General features: G+C 71.1%; 13 protein-coding genes. 8 read left to right on the top strand and 5 right to left on the bottom strand.

Going from position 1 to position 12,478, the window contains the following annotated elements:
* Positions 1 to 164: 164 nt before the first annotated feature.
* Complete coding sequence (locus tag ABD143_RS19525; protein WP_343980101.1) at positions 165 to 425, bottom strand: hypothetical protein; 261 nt, start codon at positions 423 to 425, stop codon at positions 165 to 167.
* Positions 426 to 630: 205 nt separating this feature from the next.
* On the opposite strand from ABD143_RS19525, the gene ABD143_RS19530 reads away from it, so the two are divergent.
* The 4 genes from ABD143_RS19530 (at position 631) to ABD143_RS19545 (ending at position 3,070) form a co-directional block, all read left to right on the top strand.
* Positions 631 to 912, top strand: a complete 282-nt coding sequence (locus tag ABD143_RS19530) for a hypothetical protein (protein WP_343980104.1) — start codon at positions 631 to 633, stop codon at positions 910 to 912.
* Between the two features lie 240 nt (positions 913 to 1,152).
* Complete coding sequence (locus tag ABD143_RS19535; protein WP_343980107.1) at positions 1,153 to 1,440, top strand: hypothetical protein; 288 nt, start codon at positions 1,153 to 1,155, stop codon at positions 1,438 to 1,440.
* A 358-nt stretch (positions 1,441 to 1,798) separates the two neighbouring features.
* Positions 1,799 to 2,566 carry a GAF and ANTAR domain-containing protein gene (locus ABD143_RS19540; RefSeq protein WP_343980110.1) on the top strand — a complete coding sequence of 256 codons (768 nt, stop codon included), beginning with the start codon at positions 1,799 to 1,801 and terminating at the stop codon, positions 2,564 to 2,566.
* A gap of 156 nt (positions 2,567 to 2,722) precedes the next feature.
* The gene (locus tag ABD143_RS19545; protein WP_343980112.1) at positions 2,723 to 3,070 is read left to right on the top strand and encodes a nuclear transport factor 2 family protein; all 348 of its coding nucleotides are present in this window, start codon (positions 2,723 to 2,725) and stop codon (positions 3,068 to 3,070) included.
* A gap of 408 nt (positions 3,071 to 3,478) precedes the next feature.
* On the opposite strand, the gene ABD143_RS19550 is transcribed toward ABD143_RS19545, so the two are convergent.
* Complete coding sequence (locus tag ABD143_RS19550) at positions 3,479 to 4,915, bottom strand: COG4705 family protein (protein ID WP_343980115.1); 1,437 nt, start codon at positions 4,913 to 4,915, stop codon at positions 3,479 to 3,481.
* Positions 4,916 to 5,135: 220 nt separating this feature from the next.
* On the opposite strand from ABD143_RS19550, the gene ABD143_RS19555 reads away from it, so the two are divergent.
* Positions 5,136 to 5,315 carry a hypothetical protein gene (locus ABD143_RS19555; RefSeq protein WP_343980117.1) on the top strand — a complete coding sequence of 60 codons (180 nt, stop codon included), beginning with the start codon at positions 5,136 to 5,138 and terminating at the stop codon, positions 5,313 to 5,315.
* A gap of 32 nt (positions 5,316 to 5,347) precedes the next feature.
* On the opposite strand, the gene ABD143_RS19560 is transcribed toward ABD143_RS19555, so the two are convergent.
* Positions 5,348 to 5,806, bottom strand: coding sequence for a cupin domain-containing protein (locus ABD143_RS19560; protein WP_343980119.1), 459 nt, complete (start codon positions 5,804 to 5,806; stop codon positions 5,348 to 5,350).
* 127 nt (positions 5,807 to 5,933) lie between these two features.
* On the opposite strand from ABD143_RS19560, the gene ABD143_RS19565 reads away from it, so the two are divergent.
* The gene (locus tag ABD143_RS19565; RefSeq protein ID WP_343980122.1) at positions 5,934 to 6,596 is read left to right on the top strand and encodes a winged helix-turn-helix transcriptional regulator; all 663 of its coding nucleotides are present in this window, start codon (positions 5,934 to 5,936) and stop codon (positions 6,594 to 6,596) included.
* A gap of 228 nt (positions 6,597 to 6,824) precedes the next feature.
* On the opposite strand, the gene ABD143_RS19570 is transcribed toward ABD143_RS19565, so the two are convergent.
* Complete coding sequence (locus ABD143_RS19570) at positions 6,825 to 7,268, bottom strand: group II truncated hemoglobin (protein ID WP_343980125.1); 444 nt, start codon at positions 7,266 to 7,268, stop codon at positions 6,825 to 6,827.
* A 96-nt stretch (positions 7,269 to 7,364) separates the two neighbouring features.
* Between ABD143_RS19570 and ABD143_RS19575 the strand changes: the two genes are divergently transcribed.
* Both ABD143_RS19575 and ABD143_RS19580 read left to right on the top strand, forming a co-directional pair.
* Positions 7,365 to 8,900, top strand: a complete 1,536-nt coding sequence (locus ABD143_RS19575) for a glycosyltransferase family 39 protein (RefSeq protein WP_343980128.1) — start codon at positions 7,365 to 7,367, stop codon at positions 8,898 to 8,900.
* A 103-nt stretch (positions 8,901 to 9,003) separates the two neighbouring features.
* The gene (locus ABD143_RS19580) at positions 9,004 to 10,704 is read left to right on the top strand and encodes a dihydroxy-acid dehydratase (RefSeq protein WP_343980131.1); all 1,701 of its coding nucleotides are present in this window, start codon (positions 9,004 to 9,006) and stop codon (positions 10,702 to 10,704) included.
* Positions 10,705 to 10,843: 139 nt separating this feature from the next.
* On the opposite strand, the gene ABD143_RS19585 is transcribed toward ABD143_RS19580, so the two are convergent.
* Positions 10,844 to 12,370, bottom strand: coding sequence for a PucR family transcriptional regulator (locus tag ABD143_RS19585; protein ID WP_343980134.1), 1,527 nt, complete (start codon positions 12,368 to 12,370; stop codon positions 10,844 to 10,846).
* Between the last annotated feature and the right edge of the window lie 108 nt (positions 12,371 to 12,478).

A 12,478-nucleotide genomic window follows, 5' to 3' on the forward strand; every position in this document is an offset into this window, starting at 1 on the left:
TCGGCCGGGCCGGCGGACGGTGGGAGGAGGTGGACCATGTTCGGATCCCGCAGGGTCGCGCGGCGTACGTCGCGACGGACCGCGCGCCGCGTGAGCAGGCGCCGCGGCTGACCAGCTGGGGCCGGACGCTCTTGCCGATCGGCAGGAGCGTCCGGCGTCAACCGTCAGTCCGTGAACCAGACCTCCGCGAGGTCAGCGGCGGCGACACCCTGTTCGACGGCGATCTGCTCGAGCGCGCTTGCCAGGCCGAGTGCCAGCGCCACCGTGAGCTCGCGGAGTCCTGCAGCGCCCTCATCGCGGACGATCTGGTCCATGAGGTCCTGCAAGGCGGCCAGCCCGCGCTCGTGGCTGTGGTCGTCCGACAGCACCGCACGGATGGCATCGGGCATCTTCCGGTGGGAATGCGCCTCGGGAACATGGCCCACGCTGGTGCTCCTCACGGGTGCCGAAGGACGGCCCACTACCTCGGCCGGCCGGCGGCGTGACTGTAGCCCGTACGGTCGAGTGGTTGACGGTCTCCACGACGGATGAGTAGCCGCATTCCCGGGTACTCTGCGTCACAGTGCCCGGGCACCCGGGGCTGGTCACCGGTCGGAGCGACGATCCACGGCCGGCCCGGAGGAGCACAGCGTGAGTGAGGACAGAAGAGTTCCAGGCGAGTCCATCGACCTGTACGCCCGGGCGCGGGCGTACGAGTCCGTGCGGGCCGTGCTCTCGGACGACCACAACTACGAACAAGGTGTGTTCGCGGCGCGCGGCGTCGCCGCTGCCGTGCTCGCCGAAGCAGGGGTGGACGGACTCGCCGACGTCGCAGTCGATCTGTCGCTGATACTTGCCTCCGCGATCGAGCGGATCGCCGCCGACCAGGGAGTGGCCGCGGTGGATCTCGCCGACGTGTGGTTCGTGGAGTGATCGCGTCCCTCGCTGCCGGCGCCGGTCCTTGACACCACCGCCCACCGCCCAACTGAACGGCTTTGGGGTTAGGGCCGTTGGCACCTCCGGTGTCAGTCCGCTCGGCGCACACTCTCGGGCCCGGCTCCTTCGTGGCGGGTGATGCGCGGGAGCGGGTCTCCGGAGAACCGTGGGTCCTGTCATCCCGGCGGCGCCGGCAGGTCTGATGGATCCGCTGCCGCACCCACCTTGGAGGGTCGCGTGGTCCTGCTTGTGCTCGCGCTCGTGCTGCTGGCGCCGGTGATGATCGGAATGTTCCTGCTTGCGATGGAGCGGCTCGAGTTCCGACTACTCGACACGGTTCCCACCGCTGAGTTCGACCACGCACTGCTGGCTCCCCGTCCGGCGGGTCGGGCCGGGGCGCGGCCGATGCGCGCTCCTGCGGGTCGGGCACGGCCTGTCGCCGATCCGAGCCTCGCGGAGGCGCTGGGCGCGCTCGCCGGCGAGGTCGCCGGGCCGTCCGCGGAGCCGACGAACGCGGCGGGGTGATCAGACGGTGCTCGGGCTCCGGTTGAAGCCCCGCGGCTCGTTCCGGCTGTGTCCTGCAGGCGTTCGACCTGCGAGGACCATGGATGTCCGACTTGCCCGGAGATGCGGAGGGGTTCTGGCCACCCGCGACTCTGAGGTCGGTCACGTTGTGGCCCATTGCCCGGGGGACGGGTTACGTTGGCCCGGAACGCAAACAGCAAAGGCCTCGCTCCGAAGGGGCGATGCGAGGCACCGACAGCTGGCCGGCTCGCGCGGTACGCGTGGGCGAGTGCGTTCGCGAACAGCGACCAGGCACCGGCTAGCGGCGTGACGACTCGCCGTGCCGGTGGCCCTCGGATCGGAGCTCAACGAGGGGCGGATGGGCAATTTGCCGAGCAATGAGTCACTGGCCGAGGCGTTCGTGCGGGTTGCGGGCGGCTTGACGACCGGGTCGGACGTCGTGGGGTACCTGGGGCAGCTCGTGGACCGGTCCGTGGCCATGTTGGAGGTGGATGCGGCCGGGCTCGTGCTGGCCGATCCACAGGGGAATCTGGATGTGTTGGCCTGCACCAGCGAGCAGGCTCGGTTGCTGGAGCAGTGGCAGCTGCAGTGGCACGAGGGTCCGGTCGTCGACTGTTATCGCAGCGGGCGGGCGCTCGCGGTAGCGGACCTGGGAGCGGACCGGACCACCCGACGGTGGCCGCGGTTCGGACCGAGCTGCCGGGGCGCGGGGTACGTCGGGTTGCTCGCAGTACCGATGCGGCGGCACGAGCAGGTGCTGGGTGTGGTCAGCCTGATGTGGTGCACCGCCGGTGGAGTGGATGGGGCCGCGGTGCGGATCGCTCAGGCGCTCGCGGACGTGGCCACGGCGGGCCTGCTGCAGTGGCGTGAGCAGTACAAGCAGAAGATGCTCATCGCGCAGCTGACTGATGCCCTCTCCAGCCGGGTGGTCATCGAGCAGGCCAAGGGTGTGCTCGCCGAACGGCTGGGCATGGACACCGAGCAGGCATTCGGGGTGCTGCGGGGGTCTGCCCGCGCCGGCAACCGTCGGCTCACCGCGATGGCCCGCGCGGTCATCGACGGCGTCGGCGAGCAGCGGCGGGCCGGGCCCGCTCCGGGTTCGGGCCGAGCGGCAGCCGGGCGCTGACGGCGGGGGCCGTGCTCGAGGGCGGATGTTCACCCTCGAGATCGAAAGGCCCCACCTCCCGGCACGGCTGCTGTGCGTGGGCGCGGTCTGGGTGAACACTCAGGACGGTCCTGACCGACCTTGGCCGACCTTCGGCTGCACACGGAGGAGACGACGATGGCGCGTACCCCGCAGGAGATCTTCGAGCACCACGCCGGTGCGTTGATCGCCGGTGACGTGGAAGAGATCGTGGCCGACTACACCGAGGACGCCGTGTTCATCACGCCGTCCGGGGTCAAGCGGGGCAAGGATGGTGTGCGCGAGGGCTTCGTGAAGCTGCTCGCCGACCTGCCCGACGCCGATTGGAGCGTCCCGACGCAGATCTTCGAGGGCGACATCCTGTTCATCGAGTGGAGCGCCGTGTCCGCGACGACCCAGGCGATGGACGGCATCGATACGTTCGTCTTCACCGACGACGGCATCCGGGCCCAGACGGTCCGCTACACGCTGGAACGCAAGGGCTAGGAGGGTCGGTCACGGGGTGCCGAAGCCCGCGTCCTGGAGCGTCGTCGACGCCGGGGTTCTCGGCCTCGAACTGCCTCTCCATCGCCGAGAACGTCTCGGTCAGCGACGCGGCGGCGAACACCGTCAGCTCGCGCGCGCCGGGTGCGGGCGCGGCGCCCCCACAGGCCGTAGCCGTTGCCGCCACAACGGCGGCCAGCACGACCGGCATCCGAAGCTTCACATCAGCCTCCCCTGACGCGCCGCCTCTCGCGGGGCACGAACGCTGGAGGAGCCTAGCCGACGAGATCGCCGCATCTGCGGAGAAAGTACGGAATCATCACCGCATCCCAGGATTAAGAACGCGGGCGGGCCGACCGGCGACCCCGGTCGGCCCGCTCGCGATGAGACTCGATCAGTGAAAGCGTCAGCTCACCCGAGCGCGGTCAGCAGCGCGGTGAGCGCGGTTTTCTCGCTTGCCGGGTTCGGGCTCGTCGACCGTAGCTCACGCAGCACCGTGTCGATCTTGCCGTCGATCTCGGTCCACGCCGCCTTGTCCCTCGGCTTCAGGCGCGACTGGGCGTTGTCCCACTCGATCTCCAGATCATCGACGCGGGCCGTGGCGCCGGCCTGGTCGCCGCCGTCGAGGAGGTTCAGCGTGTCCTGTGTGATGCCGCGGAACGTCGAGAGGTCTCCCAGGGTCGAGGCCGGTGCCGCTTGGCCTCCACCGGCGGCCTGCGCTTCCTGGCCTGCGCCGGCTGCCTGGCCCCCGGTCGCGACCGACTGCGCCGTGCTGTCCGAGCCCGTCGTGTCGCTCTGGAGTGCGGACGTGCGGACGAAGTACCCCGCCCCTCCCGCGACGACCACGATCGCCACGACGACGATCGTCTGCAGCAGCCCTCCGCGTTCCGCTGCCTCGTCCGTGGCCACGGCCGCTTCGCTCGCGATGATGTCGGCCTTCGTCACCGCGAGATAGGTGACGGTGCCGACGATCGCGGCCGTGAAGATCAGGCTCGTCACCGTGGCACCCAGGCCCAGCCCGCCCTGGGTGGGCGGCTGCGAAAGGTAGTCGCCGACCGATGCCCCCAGCGGGCGGGTCAGGATGTAGATGACCCAGAAGGCGAGCACCGAGTTGAGTCCGGATCGCCACGCGATCGCAAAGACGGCGATCAGGGCCGCCACGATGACTCCGGTCACCAGGTAGCCGAGCCCGAGCACCTCGGCCATGAGGTCACCGGTCGCGGTGCCGAGTGCGAAGGTGAAGAGGATCGCCAGCCAGTAGAACGCTTCCCGTCGCCGGGTGAAGATGGAATGAATGGAGAGCGTCTTCTCGGAGAGATACCATCCGGCGAAGGTGAGAGCGAGGAGAACGCTGAAGATCAGCGTGCTCGCCTCGAGGGGCAGTCCGGCGTTGTCTGTGAGGTTGTCGGTCACCAAGGTTCCGAAGACGCTGACCAGGGCCACCGTCAGCCAGTACCTGCCCGGCCTGTACTGCGGGGCAGCGAACTGGAAGAACAGTGCGACGGCCAGCAGGACGCCGGTGACCACCGACACGCCCGTCAGGCCGAAGTTCATGTTGACGTTGAGGAAGTCGGCGGCCGCTTCGCCCACTGTCGTGCAGAGCACCTTGATGATCCAGAAGTAGATCGTCACTTCTGGGACCTTGCTGAGGAGCTGGCGGCTCGGTGCTAGGGCGTGTTGCGACGTCATTGAGCCTCTTTCTCGGGCCGTCTGCCGGGGCGCCGACCGGCATTTCGGGGACCGGCCTGCGACGTCCGTGGATATGGAAAGTGTGGGTCCGACCGAAACGTGACCGTGGCCCGATATCACGGGAACGGCGGGTACGCCGAGCCACAGCGCGTCGGACACTAGGGGGCGCCGGGTTATCCATTCGTCGGTCGTTGGTAAGAGGATGGCAAACGATGGTGCCGGAGGGGCTTCAATAGCTCCGAAACGTGGTTCGAGAGGATCGGTCCGCTCTGGGCGGACCCGCCGTCATCGGGGGTTGCGCGGCGGCCGGGGTGAGTCGTCGGTCCCGCGCCTCCGGGCACCGCGAACGCCGGCAGCGCCGGACGACCGCGTGCGCCGGGTGTCCCAACCGGCGCGACTTGTGGGCGCGAGCCGCGGGTACTTCCACGTCGCCCGCGTCCCGGATGTCGGTGACGTAGTCGAGCTCCGCGTCGGCGTCGCCGCTCCCGACCCGCCCGAGCGTCGAGCGGACGTCCTGCTCCTCTTCGTGACCGTGGCGATCGACCGCCGCTTGGTCTGACCGTGAACTCCGTCGCGGAGACTAGCGAAGAGCTAGACCGGCACCGAGTCGTACCGGGCGGCGATGGCCGCGCGCACCGCGGGATCGCGCAGGCTGTCGGCTCCGAGCTCGCCGAGCTCGAAGAACATGTCCTCCTGCCCGCCGGGCACCATGAGCACGAGACACCGGCCGCCCGCCGCTCCCGCGGCCAGCAGGTGCCGTGTGCCGCGCGGCACCAGCACGTAGGAGCCGGGACCGGCGGGGATCTCCTCGTCGCCGACGGTGAAGGTGAAGCCGCCGTCCAGGACGAAGAACGACTCGTCCATGCGCTCGTGCAGGTGCGGAACCGTCCACGGGCCCTCGGCACCCGCAAATTCTGCGAGGGTGAACGCCCGGCCCGTCGTCTCGTCACCGGCGGCGAGGACACGCATCCGGGTGATGCCGAGGTCGACGACGCGCCCGGCGCCGGGGGCGACCGTGTGAGCTCGTCCGGGAAGAAGCATCGTGCTCATCCACCTTCCGTGGTGGGCTTGCCCGGGCCGGTCCGCCCGGTCGCCGACGACACTCCTCGTCCTGCGCGGGCGGAGCAATTCAGAAACTGAAGTTGCCTCCGGCTGGGTTCACGCCCACGCTCGACCGGTGCGCACCTACGGCCAGTTCTGCCCGATCGCCCGGACGTCCGAGCTGATCGCGGAGCGCTGGACGCCGATCATCGTGCGGAACCTGCTCCACGGCTGCCGCACGTTCACCGAGATCCGGCAGGGCGCACCGGGCATCTCCCCGGCGCTGCTCGCCAAGCGGCTGGACACACTGGAGCGGCACGGGATCGTCGAGAGCCGGTACATCCCGGCGCGCCGCGGGCGGTCGTACGAGCTGACGGAGAGGGGCCGCGACCTCGAGAGCGTGTGCGAGGCGATGGGGCAGTGGGGCGCCCGGTGGCTGGAGATCGAGCCCCACCATCTGGATCCGGCGTACGTGCTGTGGGCGACCACGAAGCTCGTGGACGTGTCGCGCCTTCCAGACCGGACTGTGGTGGTGCGGTTCGACATGCGCGACAGACCGGCGGACCAGTACTGGCTGATACTGCGGAAGCCGCAGCCGGAGCTGTGCACCAGGGGAGTCGGTCACGTCGAGGACATCGTCGCCCACGCCGATGCCGCCTGCCTGGTCGACATCCACCTGTCGCGCACGAGCTACGCCGAGGCTGTCCGCACCGGCCGGCTGGTCCTCGACGGGGCACCCGCGCTCACCCGGGCGTTCACGACGTGGATCCGGCCGAGCCCGTTCGCCCGGGAGAAGTAGGAGGGCGCTGAAGGTCTTCAGCGCGCTTCTGGTCCTGGGGTCCGGTGCGAAGGTCGTGGCCCGCGTCGCTAACTCGGTAGCCGGCACCGATGTCCGCCGACGTCGAGGCGGCCATCCAGGGGCTCTCGGCTTCGGGGTGGGAAGTGGAGCCGGCAGACCCTACCTGATACCGGATGTGCCGACCGGGCCCAACTGCGTCGGTGGGCCGGTGCCAGGACACCTCAGTAGCTACTCCTCCCCGGGCCAGCGCCAGATCGGTACCTCGCGCAGCGGGTGCAGTTGGTCGTCGGTCTCCGCGTGCGAGTTCTGCATCGCCACTCGTGAGCCGAACTCCACGTGCGACCGCAGCGCTTCGCGGAACGGGGCGTCGTCCGGGAGCCCGACGGTGTCGGCGGCGAGCAGGTACAGCTCCACGAAGCGCTGTCGCTGGGGCTCGGTGATCTTGAGGCCGCGGTGGGCTGCGATCAGCCCGGCGAACCCCGTGGTCTCGGTGAACTCCGTCGGCCCGCCGAACGTCTCGGCGTCGAAGGCGGTGAGGTGGGCGACGTGCTCCGGGCGGCCCGCGCCGAACAGCGGCTGGAGCACGGGGTCGGCGAGCACGCTGGCGTAGAAGACGTCGACGAACCGGTGGATGGCCTCGTGGCCGCCGGCGTGGTCGTAGAGGGACTTCACGATTACACCCTTGCAGCTGCCGGCGGACCCGTCCACGGTGGAAAGATCAACAGCGTAGACGTGGACGGCGGCCGATCGCTGCGCAAAGGTGATCAGATGACCGAACCGAGTGTCGCGCCCAGACCCGACACCGGATCCGGGCTGACGGCGGACCGCCCCCCGGTCGCCCGGGTTCCGCTGGCCGTCGCCGGTGCGGCCGTCACCGCGGTACTCGTGGCGACCAGCGGGGGATACGGCTACCACCGTGACGAGCTGTACTTCCTGCAGGCCGGGCAGCACCCGGCGTTCGGTTACCTCGACCAGCCGCCTTTGACGCCGCTGCTCGCACGCGCGGCGAGCGAGCTGTTCGGCGACTCGCTCGTCGGGTTGCGGCTGGCGTCGGCGGTCGCGGCCGGGCTGGTCGTGATGTTTGCCGGTCTGATCGCCCGCGAGTTCGGTGGTGGCCGCGGGCCGCAGGTGCTGGCGGCCGCGTGCACCGGGGTGTCGTCGATCCTGCTCATTGCGGGGCACATGCTCTCCACTACGACGTTCGACCTGCTCGCGTGGGCGGCGCTGTCGTGGCTGACGGTCCGCGCCCTGCGAGACGGGGGACGGGCGTGGTTGTGGGTGGGTCTCGTCGCCGGGATCGGGTTGCAGAACAAGCTGCTGGTGGCCTTCCTGCTGTTCGGGCTGGCGGCGGGAATCCTCGTCGCCGGACCGCGGCGGGTGCTGCGCAGCCCGTGGCCGTGGGCGGCGGCGGCGACCGCGCTGATCCTCTGGGCGCCGAACCTGGTGTGGCAGGCCGCGAACGGCTGGCCGATGCTCGCGCTCTCGGCCGCGATCGCCTCGGGGAGCTCAGGCACGAGCGAGCCCTGGTACGTGTTCCTGCCCTTCCAGCTCGTGCTCGTCAGCCCGCTGCTGGTTCCGGCGTGGGCCGTCGGGCTGTGGCGGCTGGCCCGGGACCCGCGGCTGCGCCCGTACCGGGGGTTCGCCGTGGCGTACCCACTGCTGGCGGTGGTGTTCATGGCGACCGGCGGCAAGCCGTACTACCTGGCCGGGCTCTATCCGGTGCTGCTGGCTGCAGGCGCCGAGCCGGTGCTGCGCTGGGTCCGCGCCCGCGCGTCCGTCCTGCGATCGGCGCTGCTCGCGTCGGCGATCGTGCTCGGCGCGGCCGTGAACGCCGTGCTCATGTTGCCTCTCGTGCCGGTCCAGCACCTGGCCGCGACGCCGATCACCGACATCAACTACGACGCGGGCGAGACCGTCGGCTGGCCCGCGTTCGTGCGGACCGTCGCCGCGGTGCACACCGCGCTCCCCGCCGCCGAACGCGCCGGCGCGGTTGTGCTCACCGCCAACTACGGTCAGGCAGGCGCCGTCGACCACTACGGCGGGGAACTGGGCCTGCCGCGCGCGTACAGCGGGCACAACAGCTACGCCGACTGGGGCCCACCGCCGGAGAGCGCCACGACCACGATCGTCATCGGCTTCGACGGGCAGCCGATCGAGCAGTGGTTCGGCTCCTGCGCCGAGGCGGCACGCATCGACAACGGGGTCGGTCTCGGCAACGAGGAGCAGGGCACGCCGGTGCGCGTCTGCCGGGAGCGCCAGGCCCCCTGGGCGCAGATCTGGCCGCACCTGCGTCACGTCGGCTGACGGTGGGCGCCGACGGGGCAGGCCCAGGAGTACACCGGAGCGGGTACTTGATCCTGCGCGACGGCGGCCCCGCGCCGCCCGTCGGCCGACCGGAGGAGACGCATTGTCCGACGAGACCGGGTTGTACCGCGGGCTGACGAACTACGGTGACCGGGAGTTCTCGCGTTACCTGCGCAGGACGTTCCTGCACTCCACGGGGCGTGCGCCGGAGTCGCTGGAGCGGCCGGTGATCGGGATCGCGACGTCGGAGAGCGACTTCAACCCGTGCCACCGGGCGCAGCCGGAGCTGGTCGCGTCGGTGGTGCGTGGCGTCACCGCTGCCGGTGGGCTGCCCATGCGGTTCCCGACCGTCTCGCTCGGCGAGGGCTTCCTTAACCCCACCGCGATGATGTTCCGCAACCTGATGGCGATGGACGTCGAGGAGATGGTGCGGGCGCAGCCGATGGACGCGGTGGTCCTGGTCGGCGGCTGCGACAAGACCGTGCCGGCGCAGCTGATGGGCGCGTTCTCGGCCGGGCGTCCGGCGGTCCAGCTCGTCGCCGGGCCGATGTCGACGGGCCGGTACCACGGCGAGCGACTGGGTGCCTGCACGGACTGCCGCCGGTTCTGGGCGGACTTCCGGGGCGGCGCGGTCGGCGCCGCGGAGATCGCCGAGGTGGAGCGCAACCTCGCCACGACCGCCGGCACCTGCGCGGTGATGGGGACCGCCAGCACGATGGCCTGCGTGGTGGAGGCGCTCGGGATGGCGCTGCCGGGAAGCGCGACCGCGCCCGCGGTGCACGCCGACCGGCTGCGCATCGCGGAGGCGACCGGCGCGGCCGCGGTGGAGATCGCGGCGGCGGGGCGCACGCCCGACCAGGTCGTGACGGCGGCGTCAGTGCGCAACGCGCTGCGCGTGCTGCTGGCGATCGGGGGCTCGACCAACGCGCTGGTGCACCTCACGGCGATGGCTGGGCGCCTGGGGATCGGCGTCGACCCGGACGAGCTGAACGCCCTCAGCGAGACCACACCGGTGCTCGTCGAGCTGAAGCCGACGGGTGCGCACTACATGGAGGACCTGCACGCGTCCGGCGGGTTGCCTGCCGTGCTGCACGAGCTGCGGGACCTGTTGGACCTGTCCGCGCCCACCGTCACCGGCGCCACCCTCGGCGAGACGCTGGGCGGCGGGCCGGGCTGGGTCGATCGCGCCGTCGTGCGGACCGCCGCCGAGCCGAGCCGGGCGAAGGGCGGGCTGGTATGGCTGCGCGGCTCGCTCGCCCCCGGCGGGGCGCTGATCAAGCGGTCCGCCGCCGATCCCGCGCTGTTCGAGACCACCGGTCGCGCCGTGGTGTTCCGCTCCCTCGCGGACCTCGCCGCCCGCGTCGACGACCCCGACCTGGACGTCGAGCCGTCGGACGTGCTGGTGCTGCAGAACGCCGGTCCCCGCGGCGCCGGGATGCCGGAGGCGGGCTACCTGCCGATCCCGGCCAAGCTCGCGCGGAAGGGGGTGCGCGACATGGTCCGGATCTCCGACGCCCGGATGAGCGGTACCGCCTACGGCACGATCGTCCTGCACATCACGCCCGAGGCGGCGATCGGTGGTCCGCTCGCGCTGGTCAGGACGGGCGACCGGATCCGGCTGTCGGTCAGCGAGGCGAGGCTCGACCTGCTCGTCGACGACGCCGAGCTGGCCCGGCGCCGGGCGGAGCTGCCGGCGCCCGACCCGGGCCCGGCCACCGGCTACGGGCGGCTCTTCCACGAGCACGTGATGGGCGCCGACCGCGGCTGCGACCTCGACTTCTGCGTCCCGCAGGCGCCGCTCTGACCCGAGCGCCCCGGCCAGGGCGACCACGCTGCCGCGATGTGCCCTGACGTTTGGAAGCTGACATTCCAGACGTTGAACATCAGCAACGTCACCTTCCAAACGCGCGGCAGGCCGCCCGGATCTCCTGCTCGTTGCGCCATCAAGCGCCGATGTCGCCCAGTCTCTGGGCTCGGCAGGCGAGATGCAGGAACAGACGTTGGTCGGCGTCGTGCTCGTCGATCCCGAGCACCTCGAAGGCGCGCTGTATCCGGTACCGCACCGCGTTACGGTGCAGGTGCAGCACCTCCGCGGTGCGGGCCGCCGAGCCCTGCAGGTCGAGGTAGGTGCAGACGGTGTCGATCATCGCCTGGCGTTTGGCCGGGGTGAGGTCGGCAAGGGGGGCGAAGAGCCGGTCGATCGACTGCTGCACCGTCGGCGAGCCGTACCACTCGAGCAGGGTCGCGCGCATGCCGACGGCGTCGAAGTGCACCGGGACGTTGTAGCGCTGGCGGAATCGGGCCGACGACACCGCGAGCCGGGCTTCGGTCGCGCTGCTCGCCAGCCCGGCGATGCCCGGCCGCGCGGTTCCTGTCCCGCAGAACACCTGCAGCCCGCGCACCCGCCCGACCAGCGCCTTCAGCACGAAGGCGAGCTGGCGCTGGAGCTGCGCATGGGTCTCCTGGCGGGGAGGGCTATCACCGGTCCACAACAGCAGCACCCCGGCCGGTTCATGCCCGACATGCCAGGTGCCGGGCATGCTCGCGGCGGCCTTCAAGGCGAGCGAGGCGAGCTCGTCGCGGGTCTCGAAGGCCGCGACGTCGTCGCCGACGACCTCGAGCAGGTTGTCCGGCTCGATCCGGGTGACCACGTGCCAGCCGTCGACCGGGATGCCCAGCCGCCGGGCCGATGGGGCGATGGCGGCGCGGGCCGCGCGGTCCGCCTCGACCAGCTGGACCAGCACCTCGCCGGCGGAGCGGCGGGAGACCTGCTCGGCGCGCACCCGCTCGTCGGTCAGCCGGGTGGTCTCCGCGGCGACCCGCCACAGCACCATCTCCAGCAGTGCGTCGGCGTCCGCATCGCCGGGGCGCTCGGTCCACAGCCAACCCCCGCTACGGTCGGTGCCGTTGATGGGTCCGGCGGGCACGGTGAGCGCCTGTCCGTCGCCGTCGGGTCGGGGCCCGATGCTGACCGTGCGCCCGAGTAGCAGGCCGACCCGGTCGAGCAGCGCCTCGACGCTGTCGAACGACCGCCCGTCGATCGCCTCGCAGACCGCCCGCGCCCGGCCCACCGTTACGCTGAGCCGGTCTGTGGCCTGGCGGACCATGGTGCCCAACGCGGCGGTGACGTCTACCTCCGGGGCGAGCCGGATCACGGCGATCTCGGCGCGCCGGGCCAGCGCCATCGCGGTAAGCGACAGCTTCGCGCCCTCGGGAAGCACCACGACCAAGGCCGCTACTTCGCGGGCAGCGGCGCGGCGCACCATGACGTCGAACCGGTAGTCCCCGGTCAGGGCGGCGAGCCCCCGTTCCAGCACGAGCAGCGCGCCCGCCGGTGCGTCGTCGACCTGGTCGACCTGCTCGACCAGGCGCACCTCACTGACGCGCCGGTCGGCCGGGCCTATCAGCACCTCGACCGTGCCGGGGTGCCGGTGGGCCAGTAGATCGACGACAGACCCGAGCGTGCCCACTCGCACAGTATGACCCGTTCACCGGGAGTGAGAGCACAAGAAACACGCTCGACGCTGTCTGGACACACTTCGTCCAACTGCACAGTCCACGGCCGAACTTCGGCGTTC

Origin of the sequence: Pseudonocardia aurantiaca (assembly GCF_039526725.1) — a bacterium.
In the GTDB taxonomy this organism is placed as follows: Bacteria; Actinomycetota; Actinomycetes; order Mycobacteriales; family Pseudonocardiaceae; genus Pseudonocardia; species Pseudonocardia aurantiaca.

What these genes read in the sequence shown, in the direction of transcription:
- ABD143_RS19540 (WP_343980110.1), top strand. Translation starts at nt 1,799, where the DNA reads ATGGGCAATTTGCCGAGCAATGAGTCACTGGCCGAGGCGTTCGTGCGG.
- ABD143_RS19545 (WP_343980112.1), top strand. Translation starts at nt 2,723, where the DNA reads ATGGCGCGTACCCCGCAGGAGATCTTCGAGCACCACGCCGGTGCGTTG.
- ABD143_RS19560 (WP_343980119.1), bottom strand. Translation starts at nt 5,806, where the DNA reads ATGAGCACGATGCTTCTTCCCGGACGAGCTCACACGGTCGCCCCCGGC.
- ABD143_RS19575 (WP_343980128.1), top strand. Translation starts at nt 7,365, where the DNA reads ATGACCGAACCGAGTGTCGCGCCCAGACCCGACACCGGATCCGGGCTG.